This window comes from Myxococcus sp. AS-1-15 (genome assembly GCF_020037055.1).
Lineage (GTDB): Bacteria > Myxococcota > Myxococcia > Myxococcales > Myxococcaceae > Myxococcus > Myxococcus fulvus.
On sequence record NZ_JAIQDF010000014.1, the window covers coordinates 19,947 to 36,837 of the forward strand.

Sequence of the window (16,891 nt, forward strand, 5' to 3'; positions counted from 1 at the left end):
TAGCCGAGCCCTGCTTCGAGGGCCCTTCCTCCTCTGCTAGAAGGCGGAGCACCGCATGTCCTCTCCTCTTTCGACCCGCGCGCGCGAGGGCCTCCTCATCCTGGGGGCCTCGGTCCTCGGGACGCTGCTGTTCTTCCATCGGCTGCTCGCCTCGGGGGGCGTGTTCTGCGAGCGGGACATGCTGCGCGTGTACGCCCCGACGCGGGAGTACTGGGCGGCGTGTGTAAGCCAGGGCGCGTGGCCTGGCTGGTATCCCTTCAACGCGCTGGGGCAGCCCTTCGCGGGCGCCACCGTCACGGGCGCGTTCCACCCGGCCAACGTGCTGATGCTGCTGTTCGACGGCCCGGTGGCCCTCACGGTGATGGTGCTCGCGTGTTATCCGCTGGCGGCCACGGGCACGTACCTGTTCCTGCGGGCGCGGCGGGCCAGCATCGAGGCCTCGGTGCTGGGGGCGCTCGCCTTCACGCTGAGCGGCTATCTGGTCAGCCTCACCAGCAACCTGCTGTACCTCCAGGCCGCGGCCATGCTGCCGTGGCTCCTGCTGTTCTCCGACGCGGTGCTGACCCGGGCCTCGCGGGCGGCGGCGGGCGCCCTGGGGGTGACGTTGGCGCTGGTGCTGCTCGCGGGCGACCCGCAGGGCTTCACGGTGGGCGGCGCCACGGTGGCGCTGGTGGTGCTCCTGGGGCCGCTCGGCGAGGGCGTGTCCCGACGGCGCGCGGTGCTGGTGGCGGGGGCGGGGCTCCTGCTCGCGGTGGTGGTGTCCACGGCGCAGCTGTGGGCCTCCGCGTCGGTGTTGCCGGAGACCTTTGCGCAGCGGCGCACCGCGGAGGCCGCGCAGCTGTGGTCCGTGCATCCGCTGCGCGTGCTGGACCTGGTGGTGGGCAATGTCCTCGCGCTGGAGCCGCCGCTCCGGGGCGCGGTGGCCCAGGGGTTGTTGGGCCTGGGGACGGCGGACTTCTGGGCGCGCTCGCTCTACGTGGGCTTGCCGGTGGTGTTCCTGGCGGGCGTGGCGGCGTGGGCGCGGCGTCGGGAGCGCTGGGTGCAGCTGGCGCTCGGGTTCGTGGGGCTGGCGGGACTGTTGATGCTCGGCCGGCACACGCCGCTCTACGGATGGGTCTACGAGCTGCTGCCTCCCTGGAGGGCCTTCCGCTATCCGGAGAAGCTCACCGTGCACGCCGCGTTCTGGCTGGCGGTGCTGGCCGCGTGGGGCGCGGACGTGCTGCTGGGGCGCACGCGGGACGAGCGTCGACGCACGGCGTGGGGCCTGCTGGCCACGGGCGTGGGGGTGTTGCTCCTGGCCATGACGGGGACGGGGCTGTGGCTGGCGGAGTCCTTGCGCGGGCTCTACGCGGGGCCCGCCGAGGTGTGGCGGGAGGTGTCGCGACAGTTGGGCGAGCGACTCACGGTGGAGGCGGCCTGCATGGCCGTCACCTGCATCGCCATGGGCGGCGTGGCCCTGTTGCGCGTGCCCTCGCGGCGGGTGGGCGTGGCGTGGGTGGCGCTGCTGGCCGTCGACCTCGGGCGCGCCACGGAGCCCGCGTATGTCTCCTGTGCGCGGAGTCTGCTCGATGCGCCGCCACCGTTCGTCGAGACGCTCCAACAGCGCGTGGGGGAGCCGTTGCAGGGACGGGCGCGGGTCTTCACGGCCGCCGGCATCGCCCTGCCGGAGACGATGGAGGGGCTGACCCCGGACGAGACGCAGGTGGCGGGCGCGCGCGTGGTGCTGGCGGCGGACTCGGCCGCGTCCTGGGGCGTGGAGAGCGCGAACTGGTATCTGCCCGCGCTGTCCGCCCGCGTGGCGGACCTGCTCAAGGACCCGCAGCCGTGGTGGAACCGCTTCGGACCGCTCGCGGGCGTCGGGTACTTCGTCGCCGACGAGCAACAGGTGAAGGCCCGGGGACTTCAGAGCACCGTGCTCGCCACGAGCGAGCCGTTCCGCGTGGCGCTGCTCGCGCACCCCCGACCGCTGTCGCGGGTGTATCTCGCCGCGCCTCGCTGCGTGGCGAGCGCGGAGGAGGGACTGGCGCTGCTCTCCTCGCCCGGCTTCGTTCCCGGACTCCAGGCCGTGGTGGAGTGCCATGCGCCGTTGCCCGTGCCACCCGAGGGTGAGCCCCTGGGGGAGGCCAGGCTCGAGCGATACGGCGTGGACGAGGTGGAGGTGACGGTGCAGGCGAAGCACCCGGCGGTCCTGGTGCTGTCGGATGCGTACTTCTCCGGCTGGAGCGCCACCGTGGACGACGTGCCGACGGAGGTCCTCGTCGCCAATCACGCCCTGCGCGCGGTGGCAGTCCCGCCGGGGGCCCACCGCGTGGTGTGGCGCTACTCACCGCCGGGCGAGGGCGTCTCGATGGCGGTGAGCGGCCTGGGGTTCCTCGTGTGCCTGCTCCTCATGGTGCCCTGGCCGCGCCGCCCGCGGCCTGCGCCCGGAGTCACGCTCCCCGGGCGCTCACCCACCCCTCACTGACACGAGAACGTGTACGAGCCGGGGGTGCTCCAGGTGCCGTCCGCGTTGATGTTGCGCACGGTGTAGCCGCTGAACGGATAGGGCGAGTTCCAGCAGTCGCTGGCGCGCACGTCGTTGCGCACGGCGGCGGACAAATCCCAGTTGCCCCGGCGGCGCAGCTTCTCGTACGCGGCCACGCGGTCGATGGCCTGCAGCCACGTGGCGTCCGCCGCCAGCACGTCGCGGCGCTTCTCCAGGAAGCGCTGCAGCCACGAGGACTCGGTGATTCCGTTGTAGCCCACCGCCGGTGCCACCTGGGCCGTGTTGCCCAGCGCGTTGTTCGCCGCGCGCACCAGGCTCTTCACCCCCGACTCGCCGTGGTTGATGTACGCGTCATACAGCGCCATCTTCGACAGCGCGCTCGTGGCGCCCCACTTGTTCGCCTCCGCCATGGCCGGCGTGTAATAGAACTGGTCGCTGACCTGGTCCTGGCACGCCTTGAAGTCCGCGCGCGTGGTGGTGTTGTTGTAGCTGGCGGCCCAGTCCGCCCGCCAGTTGCCGATGACATCCAGCTCCGACGTGGATGGCTGCGATTGCCCCGTGGACAGGAAGCGGTTGTTGATGGTCGTCAGCCCCGGCATGTACTTGGCCATCAGGTTGCCATTGGCCGCGCTGCGCCGCGCGTTGTAGCACTGGATGACCTGGATGGCGTCGCCCGTGCCCGTGCAGAACCCCGCGCGCCCGCTGGTGTACCCGCGCCCGTCCTGGATGTTCTCCGAATACGCATACGCGAGCACCGGCGTGTCGTTCTCCCAGATGCTCGTGAGCCCCTCCGACACCTTCTTCTGGTTCTCCGTCAGCCCACCTCCCGGAGGAGGCGGCGTGCTCCCGCAGCTCGGGTCGCTGATGACGATGTTGCTCGCCGTCCACGACGTGTTCGAGTTCGTCGAGTAGTAGAACGTGTAGGACGCGTTCACCCCCACCGTCAGCCCCGAGGTGCGCGAGTACGTGCACGTACTCCCGCTCTGCGTGTGCGTCCAGCCCGGCTCGTCGTGGTCGCACGTCACGCCGCTGGGAACCCCGAACGCAATCGTCGGGCTCGTCATCGCCGCCGCGCCCGTGTTCTTGAAGACGATGGTGCCCCACCAGTCCGCGCCCACGTACGTGTTCGTCGTAATCACATACGCGCAGGCCGCGAGCCCCTGCTCCCCACGGGCCTCCTCCACCGGCCCACCTCCCACCTCCGCCCCACCACACCCCACCAGGGCCCCCGCCCACAGCAGGGCTCCGCACTTCATCCACAGTGAATCATTCCGATGACGACCCATGGGCGCTCTCCTTTGCGCGGTGTCTTCCTTCAGCTACCTCCGAAAGAGCGGAAAGTCAGTCAAAACCGGCTCGACGCCCGCTTGCCTGCCCTGCGAACGGACCGGCCTCCGTTCGAACGCGAACCGGCGTGCTTAGGTTTGCGCCAGACACATCAGTGCGACCCGAGGAGGAAGAGATGTCTTTGGAAACGATTCTAGTGTGGGCGGTCATCGGCCTCATCGCCGGGTGGTTGGCGTCGGCCGTGGTCGGCGGGGGCTACGGGCTCATCGGCGACATCGTCGTGGGTGTGGTGGGAGCGTTCCTGGGCGGCTTCATCTTCCGTGCACTGGGAGCGGGCACGCCCTTCGGCGGCCTGGCCGGGACCATCTTCGTGGCCTTCATCGGAGCGGTGGTGCTGCTGCTCATCCTGAGAGCCATCCACTCGACACGCGTCCGACGCACATGAGTGGGCGGCTTCAGGTGCCGCGCCAGCCCTCGAGGGCGGTGACGACGGCGGCGAGCACCATGAGGCCTCCCACGGCCTGAGCCACGCGCGCGCTGGCGGAGGGACGTGACTCCAGCCAGCCGCGCGCGCGGTCCGCGACCAGGGTGATGGCGCCGTACACCGCGCCCTGGGTCAGCGCGATGATGGCCCCCAGGACCAGGGCCTGCAGCCACAGCGGCCCATACTCCTTCCGCAGGAACTGGGGGAAGACGGCGAGCATGAAGACGTAGGCCTTCGGGTTGAGCAGGTTGGTGAGCGCTCCCCGGCGGAACGTGGCCAGGGCGGAGCGCTGGCCGGCCTGCGAGGACGGGGAGAAGGTGGACGGGCTTCGCACCAGCGCCACCCCCATCCACGCCACGTAGAGCGCCCCCACCCAGAGCAGCACGTTGAACGCGGCGGGCATCACCGCGAGCAGCACCGCCACCCCCGTCGCCCCCACCGCCACGTGACACACGCCGCCGCAGATGATGCCGCCCACCGCGGCCAGCCCCGAGCGGCGTCCTCCCACCAGGGAGCTGGCCAGGACGAAGGCCATGTCCAGCCCGGGGAGGATGACGATTCCGGACACGAGCACGAAGAACAGCCAGAGGTGGGACGTCTGCGTCATGGGGGCGCCCTCCAGGGGAGCGGGGAGGGCGGCACCGTACGGAGCATGTAGGGCGGAATCGGCCCTGATTCGAGCGCGCCTGGCGTTAGGTTCCCGACCTATGTCCCGGCCCACCACGCGCGTGCTCACCGTGCTCGAGTTGCTGCAGACCCATGGGCGGATGAGCGGCTCGGAGCTGGCGCGGCGGCTGGAGGTGGACCGGCGCACCGTGCGCCGCTACATCCTGAAGTTGGAGGAGCTGGGCATCCCCATCACCGCCGAGCGCGGCAGGGACGGCGCCTACATGCTGGTGGCGGGCTTCAAGCTGCCGCCCATGATGTTCACCGAGGACGAGGTGCTGGCGCTGTCGGTGGGGCTGCTCGCCTCGCGCGGGCTGGGCCTGGCGGAGGCGGCCCCCGCGGTGGAGAGCGCCCAGGCGAAGCTGGAGCGGGTGATGCCCGCGACGCTGAAGCGGCGCGTGCGCTCCGTGGACGAGTCGGTGACGCTCGACATCTCCCGCGCCCGCGAGATGGCGGACAACACCGCGCTCGTCGCCCTGAGCTCCGCGGCCCAGCTGCGCAAGCGCGTGCGCCTGGGCTACCGGGGCGCGCGCGAGGAGGACACCGAGCGCGACTTCGACCCGTATGGCCTCGTCTGGCGCGGCGGGCGCTGGTACGCGGTGGGCGTCTGTCACCTGCGCGAGGATTTACGCACCTTCCGGTTGGACCGGGTGCGCGCGGTGCTCCCGCTCGACGTCCACTTCACGCGGCCGGACGGCTTCGACGCGCTGGCGCACGTGGAGGCCGCGGTGGCGTCGCTGCCGCGCGCGTTCGCCGTGGAGGTGCTGCTCGACACGGACCTGGCCCGGGCGCGCCAGCACCTGTTCGCCACGCTGGGCGTGCTGGAGGCGGTGCCCGGCGGCGTGCGGCTGTCGGGGCAGACGGATGACCTGGACTGGTTCGCGCGGGAGCTGTCGCGGCTGCCCTTCGCGTTCCACATCCAGCGCCCCGACGGGCTGCGCGCCGCGCTGGAGGCCCGCGCCCAAAAGCTGCTGGCCCTGGCGCGCGGGGGTGGCTAGCGGGCCTCCTGCCGCTGCCGACGCCGGAACTCGGCCACCTTGGCCTTGTTGCCGCAGCCGGACATGGAGCACCAGCGCCGCAAGCCCGAGCGCGAGGTGTCCACGAAGAGCAGGCCACAGTCGCGCTGCTCACACGTGCGCACGCGCTCCGCCAGCTCGCCGCCGAGCAGCTCCGCGCCGTCGCGCGCCACCGTCACCAACAGCCCCCGGATGTCCGCGCCCGCCCAGAACAGCCCGCGAGGCCCCAGCTGGGGCGCGGGCGGCGGCTCCGCGGCCCAGCGGTTGAGGATGGAGCGGTCCCTCGCGGAGAAGTTCTCCCCGCGCGCGCGGGCCAGGGCCAGCCGGTGGAGCGCCTCGCGCAGCTCGCGCGCCTGGGCCAGCTCCTCCGCCGTGGGCTCCTGCACCTGCGCCGCCAGTCCCGCGGCGATGAGCCACCGGCCCAGGTCCTTCGGCGTCTGGAGCAGCTCCTGGGGCGTGTCCTTCAGCCGCCCCGCCAGCGTCGCAGGCAGGTCCAGCGACACGCGCCCCGCCCGGAACGCGAAGCCGTCCCTTCGCTCTCCCTTGGAAATCGGCGGGGAGGGGGGAGCAGCGCGTTGCCTGGCGACCATGGAGAGACCTCGAGGAGGGGGGAACCGCAATGGCAAACTACCTGGAATGCGCGCCAACGCACGCGTGAAGTTGGTAACCCTTCCATGGGGTTTCATTCCGACGCATGCATGGTTTTCACCCCGTGTCTGGCTTCGGAGCCAGGCGCGCGCGGGTCACTAGAGGAGATGCGCGAGGGCGCATGCACGCATCGTCCTGGTGCGGGCGCGCGCCGTCACCCCGTCGTCATCGGCTCCAGAGGAAGTCGACGAGCACGAGGTAGTGCGTGGAGGCGGCGGCGATGACCATGAGGTGGAAGACCTCGTGGTAGCCGAAGACGGCGGGGCTGGGGTCCGGCCACCGGCGCGCGTAGACGACGGCGCCCACCGCGTAGAGCAGGCCGCCCAGGAGGAGCCAGGTCGCGCGAGTCGAGCCCACCACCGAGGGCAGCCGCAGCATCACCGGGGCGGAGAGCGCGCCCAGGATGACGTAGAGCACCGAGCGCACGCCCCGCGTGCCGGAGATGCCGAGGAGCGACAGCCCCGCGCCCGTGAGCGCGCAGCCCCACATCACCCAGAGCAGGTGCCGCGTCCACGCGTCGGGTGCGTCCAGCGTGGCCAGCGGCGTGAAGGTCCCCGCGATGAGCAGGTAGATGGCGGCGTGGTCCATCCGCCGCAGGCGCTGGTACGCGGCCGGGCTCCAGGTGGGCACGTGGTAGGTGGCGCTGGTCCCGAACATCAGCACCAGCGACAGGCCGAAGACGCAGTCGGCGAAGTGCTGCAGGCCCTTGGCCGGCGCGAGCGCGAGCGCGATGAAGCCGCCCAACGCCGCGAGGAATGCGAGCGCGTGCGACACGCCTCGCAGCCGGGGCTTCACCTCCGCGACCACGGCGCGGAGCTCGGGAGGGACGATGGACGCCATGCCCCCTGTCCTAGTCACGCCCGGTCACCGGCGCGTCAGCGCCCCGGACATCCCGTCCACCCGTGGACGGCGGTCCCGCCCCGAGCGTCGACTGCTCCGCACTCGAAGGGCCCCGCGACGTCCAGGAGCCCACGCCGTGTCCATGGCTCCGACGCGAAGCGTTGCCCGTGCGCGCGGGCGGTCCGCGAGCGCTCGCCCGTCCGTCTGGGTTTGGGTCTTCGATTTGAGAGGAATTGGCCGCGCCCCGCCGGGCTGACTGCGCTTCCCAGGGAGTCTGTTCTCTCTCTGGAGAGGCGGGCTTTTCAATGTTTCATCCGGGTCGATGTCCACCCATTTGAAGCGTTGAGAGGTTTTGGGCATACCCTGATGTGTCGAATCCGTTTCGGGCCGTCCAACGCCAACTCCCTCGTCCACGGCCCGGGCCTCATCGCCCATGAATCAGTCGCAACCGCAGGTCATCGAAATCAACCTCGAGCGTCTCGAGCGCATCCGGGACGTGCTGGCGATGATTTCGCTCGGGGAGTTCAACCCGGACGAGCATCTCATCGCGGTGGAGAACCATGACGTGTTCTCCTCGTTCGAGGACACCATCAACCTCTTCGCCCGCCAGCTCCACGCGTCCGTGCAGGAGAGCGAGCAGTCGATGCTCAAGCTCGACGCGGCCCGGCGCGAGCTGGAGGAGAAGCTCTCCACCATCGAGAAGCAGCGGCTGGCCATCCGCGACTTGTCCACGCCCATCATCGAGCTGTGGGAGGACGTGCTCACGCTGCCCATCGTCGGGGTGGTGGACACGCAGCGCTCGCTGGAGATGACCGAGCGGCTGCTCCACCGCATCTCCCAGGGCAAGGCCCGCTGCGCCATCATCGACATCACGGGCGTGGAGGTGGTGGACACCTCCACCGCGAACCACTTCGTGAAGATGGTGAACGCCGCCCGCCTGCTCGGCACCTACTGCGTGGTGACGGGCATCAGCCCGGTCATCGCCCAGACGCTCACGCAGATTGGCGTCGACCTGCGGGACGTGAAGACGCTCGGCAGCCTGCGTGACGGGCTGAAGGAGTGCTTCCTGTACCTGCGCAACCACACCGCCCACCGCGCTCTCGACGCGGGCGGCCGGTAGCCCTCCGAACCCTCTTTCCGGAACCCAGACTCACATGTCCCAAGTCACCCACGAGCCCGGCGTCACCGTCACGGGCGCGAGCGTGGCCTCCATCGTGGAGGCCATCCAGTCGTTCACCGTCCTCGTCAACGCCCTGCTGGACGTGATGAAGGTCCCCGCGCGCGGGGCGGGCGCCGAGCGCGCCATCGACGTGACGGCCTGGTACCCGCTGGAGGACTACCTCCAGGCGTACCGGAAGATCGACTCCCTGCTGGGCGGGCGCGGCCTGGAGAAGGTCGGCTCGATGATTCCCAAGAACGCCGTGTTCCCCTCGGACATCACCGACATCCACAAGGGGCTCGCCTCCATCGACATCGCCTTCCACATGAACCACCGGAAGAACGGCCGGTCCATGTTCAATCCCCTCACGGGGGAGATGGCGGACGGCATCGGTCACTACTCTTACAGCGCCGTGCCCGGGAAGAACGAGGGCCACGTGGTGTGTGGCAATCCCTATCCGTGCCGGTTCGACCAGGGCCTCATCAAGGGCATGGCCCAGCGCTTCATGCCCCACGCCGTCGTCACGCATGACCCGGACCAGGGCTGCCGTCAGAAGGGCGGCGCCTCCTGCACCTTCATCGTGACCTGGTAGCGGAAGGACACCTCCGCCGCGCCCCCGTCGGGAACGAGGGCGCGGCGGCTTGCAGGCAGGAGGTGGTTCCTAGTTCGGGCCGCGCAGGGGCAACAGCGCCCGCACGCGCGCATCCCTGAGGAACAGGCCGCCCCAGGCGATGACGCCCAGCAGCACGGGGATGAGGAACGAGTCCCCCTGCCGCACGTGCGTCACCGTGGCGCCGCCCAGGTAGCCCGTGACGAGGATGGCCCCCAGCACCGCCGTGCGCGGCACCGCGTAGAGCAGCGCCGAGAGCAGCTCCGCGATGCCGATGGGCACGAGCACCGACGCCGGGAAGCCCGACTTGGCGAAGCCCTCCACCACCTCCGGGGGCTGCCGCAGCTTCATGGACGCGCTGGCGACCAGCGCCAGCACGACGAGGCCGGAGAAGACCCGGCCCGTCCAGAGGGCCCAGGGTTTGGAGGCGGGGACGGCGGTGGTGGCGGCGGTCGTCATGGGGGGACGGCTCCTGATGGGAGTGGGTTCCGAAAGGTTCGTCGGTTACAACCCGTAACCGGCGCTCGTGTAACGGGGGCCCGTTTCGTCCGCAAGAAGGCACATCCATGTCACCACCTCCCGCCAAGCGTCCCCGCTCGAAGAATCCCCATGGCGCCACCGAGTCCTGTCTGGCCGTGCGCGACGTCCTCACGCGCGTGGGCGACAAGTGGAGCGTGCTCGTCGTGGGCAGCCTGGGAGACGGGCCGCTGCGCTTCAGTGACTTGAAGCGCGGCATCGAGGGCATCTCCCAGCGCATGCTGACGCTCACCCTCAGGGGGCTGGAGCGGGACGGGCTGGTGACGCGCACCCAGTACCCCACGGTGCCGCCCCGCGTGGAGTACGCGCTGACGCCCCTGGGGCACACGCTCTTGGACCCCGTCCAGGAGCTGGCGAAGTGGGCGCTGCAGAGCCGCGCCGCCATCCAGACGGCCCGGGGCCGCTATGACAAGAAGCCCAAGCCACCTCCTCCGACGGGGCCCACGCGGAGGTAGGGCCCGTCAGTCGAACATGGCCCGGAGCGCGTCGCCCAGGGTCTCCACGCCCACCACGCGCAGCTTCGTGGCCTCCATGCGCCGGGCGCTGCCCGCGGGCATCACCACCCGCTTGAAGCCCATCTTCGCCGCCTCGATGAGCCGGGGTTCCACCTGGCCCACCGCGCGCACCTCACCCGCCAGGCCCACCTCGCCCAGCACCAGCGTGTGCGGGTCCAGCGGCCGGTTCTGCAGGCTGCTCACCAGCGCCGCGCAGACAGCCAGGTCGCACGCGGGCTCGTTGAGCTGCATGCCGCCCGCGACGTTGACGAACAAGTCACACCCGACGAGGGGAATCTCCTCCTTCTTCTCCAGCACGGCGGCGAGCAGGGCCACGCGGTTGCTGTCCACGCCGATGGCGGTGCGCCGCGCGGTGCCGTAGCCGGTGGGGGCCACCAAGGCCTGCACCTCCACCAGGAGGGGGCGGGTGCCGTTGAGCGTGCTGGTGACGACGCTGCCGGACTTGCCCGCGGGGCGCTCCGACAGGAAGAGGGCGGACGGGTCCGAGACCTCCACCAAGCCCGCGCCCTTCATCTCGAAGACGCCAATCTCGTTGGTGGAGCCGAAGCGGTTCTTGTGCGCGCGCAGGATTCGGAACGGGTGGCCGCGCTCGCCCTCGAAGTAGAGCACGGTGTCCACCATGTGCTCGAGCACGCGGGGGCCCGCGATGGAGCCCTCCTTCGTCACGTGGCCCACGATGAAGGTGGGCACCCCCGTGCGCTTGGCGTAGGCCATCAGCCGCCCGGCCACCTCGCGCACCTGGGTGATGCTGCCCGGCGCGTTGCCCAACTCCGGCAGGTACATGGTCTGGATGGAGTCCACCACCAGCGCGCGCGGCTGGAGCGATTCGGCGGCGGCCAGCACCCGCTCCGCGTCCGTCTCCGCGAACAGGTGGATGGAGTCGCCCTCCACGCGCAGCCGCTCGGCGCGCATCTTCGTCTGGCGCAGGCTCTCCTCGCCGGAGACGTAGAGCACCGCGCCCTGGCGCGCGAGCCGGTCCAGGGCCGCGAGCAGCAGCGTGGACTTGCCGATGCCCGGGTCGCCGCCCAACAGGACGACGGAGCCCGCCACCACGCCGCCGCCCAGCACCCGGTCGAACTCGGCGATGCCGGTGCGCTGGCGCACCTCCGCGTCCCCGCTGACGTCCTTGAGCAGCATGGGCTTCGCCGCGCCGCCCGAGGCGCCCCAGGCCGGGCGTTTCTCGTCCTGCTTCGCCCCGGCTTCCTCCAGGAGCGAGCTCCATGCGCCACAGTCCGGGCACTTCCCCAGCCACTTCGCCGTCTGGTACCCACACGCCTGGCAGGTGTAGTGCGTCTTCGCCTTCGCCATGGGTCGGGTGTGTATCGCACTACCCTGACGTCGCCACGGGCGGACGAGCAGGCACGTCTGGAGAGCAGGCAGGCTTGGTGTCAAGACCCATGCCGTCGAGTTGTACGTTGGGGAGGGGCGACCCAGCTTCATTCCCACGGGCGGCGCGAAGGGCGCTGACCCTCGCACAAGCCGGGTGGGCGCCACACCGTGCGCCCCCTTCACCACTCACTGTGAGGTCGTGTCATGGGGATCATCGCTTTCCTGGTCATCGGTCTTCTCGCCGGTCTTCTCGCTCGGGCCCTGATGCCCGGCAACCAGTCCATGGGTCTGGTGGCCACGACGCTGCTGGGTATCGTCGGCTCCTTCGTGGGTGGCTTCATCGGCTCGCTGTTCCGCAGCGACGGCCGCGTCTTCGACCTGCACCCGTCCGGTCTGCTGTTCTCCGTGCTGGGCGCGCTCCTGGTCCTGTTCCTGGTGGGACTGGCCGGCCGGCGCCGCGTCCACGTCTGACGCGAGCCCGCATGACATGAAGGGTGGAAGGCCGGCGCTCCAGGGTTCTCCTCGGGCGCCGGTCGTCCGTTCGGGGGTGGGAGGGCAGTCGTCAACCTGTTCTCGCTGAGTGGTTGACAAGTCTCCGCCGCCCGCGCACGTTCGCGCTCCTCTTGCCGTCTGTCGAGGAGCCCATGTCCGACGTCGCCACCGAGTCCTTCCACGGCCATGCCCACCACGCCGAGCCCGCTCCCGAGGGAGTGGCGGTGCGGCACGACTGGACGCTGGCCGAGGTGAAGGCCGTCTACGCGCTGCCGCTGTTGGACCTGGTCCACCGGGCGCAGACCGTGCACCGCGCGGTGTTCCAGGACAACAAGGTGCAGCTGTGCTCGCTGTTGTCCATCAAGACGGGCGGGTGCTCGGAGGACTGCGCGTACTGCCCGCAGGCGGCGCGCTACAAGACGGGCGTCAAGGCGGAGAAGCTGATGGCGGTGCCGGAGGTGCTGGCCGCCGCCCGGAAGGCCCGCTCCGCGGGGGCCACGCGCTTCTGCATGGGGGCCGCGTGGCGCGAGGTGAAGGACGGCCCGCAGTTCGACAGCGTGCTGGAGATGGTGCGGGGCGTGCGCGAGCTGGGGATGGAGGCGTGCGCCACGCTCGGCATGCTGACGGACAGCCAGGCCAAGCGCCTGAAGGACGCGGGGCTGTCCGCGTACAACCACAACCTGGACACTTCCGCCGAGCACTACGGGGACATCATCTCCACGCGCCTGTATGAAGATCGGCTGCGCACGCTGGGGCGGGTGCGGGACGCGGGCATCTCCGTGTGCTGCGGCGGCATCATCGGCCTGGGCGAGTCGGTGGATGATCGCTGCAACCTGCTGCGCACGCTGGCCAATCAGGATCACCACCCGGAGTCGGTGCCCATCAACGCGCTGGTGGCGGTGGAGGGCACGCCGCTGGCGGAGCAGCCCCGGGTGGAGACGGTGGACATGGTGCGCACCATCGCCACCGCGCGCATCCTGATGCCCCAGTCGATGGTGCGGCTGTCGGCGGGCCGGCAGCAGATGAACGAGGAGGCGCAGCTTTTGTGCATGATGGCGGGCGCGAACTCGCTGTTCTTCGGCGAGAAGCTCTTGACCACGGGCAACCCCGAGTACACCCAGGACATGGCGCTCCTGGAGAAGGCCGGCATCCGTCCGCTGGAGCCCCGGCAGGACCGGTAGGGTGAGTGGGCCGTGAGTGATTCGACGCGCGACGTGGCCTCGGAGTGGGCGCGCGAGGATGTGTCGGCGCTGCAGGCGCGGGGACTTCGGCGCGGGCTGGAGCCCCTGGACTCGGCGCAGGGGCCGGTGGTGACGGTGGGGGGCGAGACGCTCGTCAACTTCTCGTCCAATGACTACCTGGGGCTCGCGGCGTCCTCGGCGGTGAGGGCGGCGGCGATTGCCGCGGTGGAGCGGTACGGCGTCGGCACGGGCGCGAGCCGGCTGGTGGTGGGCGACACCCTGGCGCATCACCGGCTGGAGGCGCGGCTCGCGGCGTTCGAGCGGGCGGAGGCGGTGCTGCTGTTCAACAGCGGCTACGCGGCGAACACGGGCATCCTCCCCGCGCTGGTGGGACCGGGGGACGCGGTGTTCTCGGACGCGCTGAACCATGCGTCCCTGGTGGATGGGTGCAGGCTGTCGCGCGCGAAGGTCATCGTGTACCCGCACGCGGACGTGGAGGCGCTCGCGGGCGCGCTCGCGTCGACGACGGCGCGGCGCAAGCTGGTCGTCACGGACACGGTGTTCTCCATGGATGGGGACGTGGCGCCGCTGCGTGCAATCGTGGAGGCGTGTGAGGCGCACGGCGCCGCGCTGATGGTGGACGAGGCGCACGCGACGGGGGTGCTCGGCGCGCGGGGCGCGGGGCTGTGCGAGGAGCTGGGGCTGGAGTCGCGGGTGGCGCTGCGCATGGGGACGCTGAGCAAGGCGCTGGGAGGGCAGGGGGCCTACGTGGCCACGTCGCGCGTGGTGGTGGACCTGCTCACGAGCCGGGCGCGGCCGTTCATCTTCTCCACGGCCTTGCCGGCGGCGCTGTGCGTGGCGGCGGAGGTGGCGGTGGACGCGGTGGAGAAGGACGTGGAGCTGCGCGAGCGGCTGTGGCGCAACATCCGTCGCTTCGCGGAGGGGCTGAGGGGCCTGGGCCTGCGCGCGGAGGCTCGCAGCGCGGTGTTCCCGGTCATCCTGGGCGAGCCCGGGCGCGCGCTGGACGCGGCGAGGCGGCTGCGCGAGGCGGGGGTGCTGGTGAAGGCCATCCGTCCGCCCACGGTGCCCGAGGGGACGAGCCGGCTGCGCTTCTGCCTGTCGGCGGGCCATACGCTGGGGCACGTGGACCTCGCGCTCGAGGCGCTGCGGCACGTGGGCGTGCATGACCGTGGCACGTCGTGGTGAGGGCCTCGGGCCACGCCTCTCGCGCGCGGCGCGCCCGCGGACCAGACGCCCTCGTCATTCTGTACGTCGCGCGAGCGTGCCTCGGTCCGCGGCGGCCTTCGCGCGAAGGCCCGGGGATGATCCACGGAGACAACACCGCATGAGCCGACCGTTCCAGATTTTCGTCACCGGCACGGACACGGGGGTGGGCAAGACGCAGGCCTCGCGCGCGCTCCTGTCCCTCCTCGCCGACGCGGGCCTGTCGCCCCAGGGCTTCAAGCCCTATGAGTCCGGCTGCGCCTCCCTGCGCGCCCCCGCCGACGCGCTCTCGCTGCGAGAGGCCGCCGGCAGCACGCTCCCGCTGGATGTCCTGTGTCCGCACCGCTTCCGCCTGCCCGTGGCCCCGGGCGTGGCCGCCGCGCGCCTGGGCCGCGAGCCGGACTGGAAGACCACCCTGTCGGCCTGGAGGCAGCTGAAGGGCGGCCCCGCCGTGGTGGAGGGCGCCGGGGGGCTCTTCGTCCCGCTCGACTCGCGCCACGACGTCATCGACCTCATCCAGACGCTGCGGCTGCCCGTGCTGCTGGTGGCGCGCGCGGGCCTGGGCACGCTCAACCACACCGCGCTGTCCCTCCAGGCGCTCGCCGCCCGGCGCATCCCCGTGCGCGCCGTGCTGCTCTCGCGGAGCACCTCCACCCGTGACGTCTCCGAGCGCGACAACCGCGCGCTACTGCAGGCGCGCCACGGTGTTCCCGTGCTCGGGCCGGTGCCGTTCGAGCCCGACGCGCGACGTCGGCACGCCGCGTTCCGGCGCGCCCTGCGTCCTCTGATGCCGTGAGCGCCGGGGCCGAGAATTCGGCCTCCCGCGCGTTCGGCCGGACAGACGGGTGCTACAGGTCGCGCAAGTTTTCGGGTGACGCGGCCGTGAAATGGACGGGCCGATTTTTCCGCGCGAGAAAGCCGTCACGAATGGCGGACATCATCGACCTCACGTTCCTCGCGGACGTCCGACGCTTCTTCCACAAGCTCATCGACCAGAGGGGGCTGTCCTACTTCCTCCAGAAGGACGGGGCTCGGCTGTTCCACATCGAGCCCACCAAGGTGGAGCTCGTCCTCCGTACCGCCCTGCGAGCCAGGGACCCGGAGCTTCCCAGGCCTCATGAGAAGGCCATCGAGCACTGCCGCAAGGAAGTGCGTCGCGAGCTCATCCGCCGCGTCGCCAACGCCATGCTGCAGACGGGGCTGTGAGCCGCTTCTCCCTCCGCTCGGACTTCTCCCGCACCCCGAATCCACTGGCGGAAGCGCTCGCCGGGCTCCGCGCCCAGGGCCTCCCCCCACTGGACCTCACGGTTTCAAACCCCACCCGCGTGGGGCTCCCGGCGCCCGACGCCGGCGTGCTCCACCCTCCCGGCGCCTTCGACTACGCGCCGGAAGCACTCGGCCTCCCCTCGGCTCGCGAGGCGGTGGCCGGGTACCTCCGCTCCCGGGGCACCGCCGTCTCCCCGGAGCACCTGGTGCTCAGCGCGAGCACCAGCGAGTCCTACGGCTGGCTCTTCAAGCTCCTGTGCGAGCCGGGTGACGACGTCCTCGTCCCCGCGCCCTGCTACCCCCTCTTCGAGCACCTGGCGCGTCTGGAGGCCGTCCAGACGCGCTCCTACCGCCTTCCGCTCGCGCACGGCTTCGGCCTGGACGCGGGCGAGGTGGAGGCGGCCCTCGGCCCGCGCACCCGCGCCGTGCTCATCATCAACCCCGGCAACCCCACCGGCCACTTCCTGCACGAGGGCGAGCTCTCCGCGCTCGCCGACGTCTGCGCGCGCCACCAACTGGCCCTCATCAGCGACGAGGTGTTCGCCGATTACGCCTGGGCCCCGGCGCCCGGCCGCGTGACGACGGTGGCCGGCCGCGCGCTCCCCATGCCCACCTTCAGCCTGTCCGGCCTGTCCAAGGTGGCGGGCCTGCCCGGCCTGAAGCTTGGGTGGATGCACGTGGGCGGGCCCGAGGCCGCGCGCGACGAGGCCCTGGCCCGCCTGGAGTGGGTGGCCGACACGTACCTGTCCGTGGCCACGCCCGTGCAGCTCGCGCTGCCCCGACTGCTCGCCCATGCGCCCGTGTTCCAGGCGGCGCTGCTCGAGCGCGTGCGCGCCAACCGCGAGCACCTCCTGCGGGCCCGCCCCCCGGGCGCGACGTGGGACGTGCTGCCCGCGCACGGCGGCTGGAGCGCGGTGCTGCGCATTCCGAGGGAGCCCGGCGAGGAGGCCACGTGCCTCGCGCTGCTGGAGGCGGGGGTGCTCGTCCAGCCCGGCTACTTCTACGACTTCGGCGGGGGCGCGTTCCTGGTGCTCTCGCTGCTCTCCCCGCCCGAGGACTTCCTCGCCGCCCTGGCGCCGCTGACGCGGGTGCTCGGGGCGACGGGGTAGCACGCTCCCTCGGCTGGGGGAGCGCTCCTTCCAGGCACCGGCG

The 16,891-nt window shown here is 71.3% G+C and carries 18 protein-coding genes; 12 read left to right on the forward strand and 6 right to left on the reverse strand.

What is annotated here, in order from left to right; all coding sequences use genetic code 11:
- The first annotated feature begins 55 nt into the window (after positions 1-55).
- Positions 56-2,464, forward strand: a complete 2,409-nt coding sequence (locus tag K8625_RS31325; protein ID WP_223784780.1) for a YfhO family protein — start codon at positions 56-58, stop codon at positions 2,462-2,464.
- Here K8625_RS31325 and K8625_RS31330 read toward each other — a convergent pair.
- Complete coding sequence (locus K8625_RS31330; protein WP_223784781.1) at positions 2,458-3,771, reverse strand: chitosanase; 1,314 nt, start codon at positions 3,769-3,771, stop codon at positions 2,458-2,460. The genes K8625_RS31325 and K8625_RS31330 overlap by 7 nt on opposite strands.
- Positions 3,772-3,947: 176 nt before the next feature.
- On the opposite strand from K8625_RS31330, the gene K8625_RS31335 reads away from it, so the two are divergent.
- Positions 3,948-4,217 (forward strand): GlsB/YeaQ/YmgE family stress response membrane protein, encoded by a 270-nt coding sequence (locus K8625_RS31335; RefSeq protein WP_046711358.1) that lies wholly within the window; start codon positions 3,948-3,950, stop codon positions 4,215-4,217.
- 10 nt (positions 4,218-4,227) lie between these two features.
- Here K8625_RS31335 and K8625_RS31340 read toward each other — a convergent pair whose 3' ends face one another.
- Entirely contained in the window at positions 4,228-4,863 is a 636-nt protein-coding gene (locus K8625_RS31340) for a LysE family translocator (RefSeq protein ID WP_223746293.1), read from the reverse strand.
- Positions 4,864-4,963: 100 nt separating this feature from the next.
- On the opposite strand from K8625_RS31340, the gene K8625_RS31345 reads away from it, so the two are divergent.
- Entirely contained in the window at positions 4,964-5,920 is a 957-nt protein-coding gene (locus K8625_RS31345) for a YafY family protein (RefSeq protein ID WP_223784782.1), read from the forward strand.
- Here the strand turns inward: K8625_RS31345 and K8625_RS31350 are convergent.
- Complete coding sequence (locus K8625_RS31350) at positions 5,917-6,441, reverse strand: ABATE domain-containing protein (protein WP_248542229.1); 525 nt, start codon at positions 6,439-6,441, stop codon at positions 5,917-5,919. The genes K8625_RS31345 and K8625_RS31350 overlap by 4 nt on opposite strands.
- Positions 6,442-6,751: 310 nt before the next feature.
- Positions 6,752-7,426 (reverse strand): hemolysin III family protein, encoded by a 675-nt coding sequence (locus K8625_RS31355; RefSeq protein ID WP_223784783.1) that lies wholly within the window; start codon positions 7,424-7,426, stop codon positions 6,752-6,754.
- Between the two features lie 433 nt (positions 7,427-7,859).
- Here K8625_RS31355 and K8625_RS31360 point away from each other — a divergent pair, with 433 nt between their 5' ends.
- Positions 7,860-8,546, forward strand: a complete 687-nt coding sequence (locus K8625_RS31360; protein WP_141328814.1) for an STAS domain-containing protein — start codon at positions 7,860-7,862, stop codon at positions 8,544-8,546.
- Positions 8,547-8,580: 34 nt separating this feature from the next.
- Positions 8,581-9,177, forward strand: a complete 597-nt coding sequence (locus tag K8625_RS31365; RefSeq protein ID WP_223784784.1) for a hypothetical protein — start codon at positions 8,581-8,583, stop codon at positions 9,175-9,177.
- A 69-nt stretch (positions 9,178-9,246) separates the two neighbouring features.
- Here K8625_RS31365 and K8625_RS31370 read toward each other — a convergent pair whose 3' ends face one another.
- Positions 9,247-9,654: a DoxX family protein gene (locus K8625_RS31370; RefSeq protein ID WP_141328818.1), complete on the reverse strand. Its 408-nt coding sequence runs from the start codon at positions 9,652-9,654 to the stop codon at positions 9,247-9,249.
- Between the two features lie 107 nt (positions 9,655-9,761).
- On the opposite strand from K8625_RS31370, the gene K8625_RS31375 reads away from it, so the two are divergent.
- A complete protein-coding gene (locus tag K8625_RS31375) occupies positions 9,762-10,187 on the forward strand; it encodes a helix-turn-helix domain-containing protein (RefSeq protein WP_223746298.1) in 426 nt (141 codons plus the stop codon).
- 6 nt (positions 10,188-10,193) lie between these two features.
- On the opposite strand, the gene radA is transcribed toward K8625_RS31375, so the two are convergent.
- A complete protein-coding gene (gene radA, locus K8625_RS31380) occupies positions 10,194-11,555 on the reverse strand; it encodes a DNA repair protein RadA (protein ID WP_223746299.1) in 1,362 nt (453 codons plus the stop codon).
- Positions 11,556-11,780: 225 nt separating this feature from the next.
- On the opposite strand from radA, the gene K8625_RS31385 reads away from it, so the two are divergent.
- The 6 genes from K8625_RS31385 to K8625_RS31410 all read left to right on the forward strand — a co-directional run bounded on the left by K8625_RS31385 (position 11,781) and on the right by K8625_RS31410 (position 16,848).
- Complete coding sequence (locus K8625_RS31385; RefSeq protein WP_141328824.1) at positions 11,781-12,047, forward strand: GlsB/YeaQ/YmgE family stress response membrane protein; 267 nt, start codon at positions 11,781-11,783, stop codon at positions 12,045-12,047.
- 173 nt (positions 12,048-12,220) lie between these two features.
- Positions 12,221-13,249: a biotin synthase BioB gene (gene bioB / locus K8625_RS31390; protein ID WP_223784785.1), complete on the forward strand. Its 1,029-nt coding sequence runs from the start codon at positions 12,221-12,223 to the stop codon at positions 13,247-13,249.
- A gap of 12 nt (positions 13,250-13,261) precedes the next feature.
- Positions 13,262-14,455 (forward strand): 8-amino-7-oxononanoate synthase, encoded by a 1,194-nt coding sequence (gene bioF, locus K8625_RS31395; protein ID WP_223784786.1) that lies wholly within the window; start codon positions 13,262-13,264, stop codon positions 14,453-14,455.
- 139 nt (positions 14,456-14,594) lie between these two features.
- The gene (gene bioD / locus K8625_RS31400; RefSeq protein WP_223784787.1) at positions 14,595-15,269 is read left to right on the forward strand and encodes a dethiobiotin synthase; all 675 of its coding nucleotides are present in this window, start codon (positions 14,595-14,597) and stop codon (positions 15,267-15,269) included.
- 131 nt (positions 15,270-15,400) lie between these two features.
- The gene (locus tag K8625_RS31405) at positions 15,401-15,679 is read left to right on the forward strand and encodes a hypothetical protein (protein WP_046711372.1); all 279 of its coding nucleotides are present in this window, start codon (positions 15,401-15,403) and stop codon (positions 15,677-15,679) included.
- Entirely contained in the window at positions 15,676-16,848 is a 1,173-nt protein-coding gene (locus tag K8625_RS31410; RefSeq protein WP_223746303.1) for a pyridoxal phosphate-dependent aminotransferase, read from the forward strand. Before K8625_RS31405 ends, K8625_RS31410 begins: the two co-directional genes overlap by 4 nt.
- Positions 16,849-16,891 lie beyond the last annotated feature (43 nt).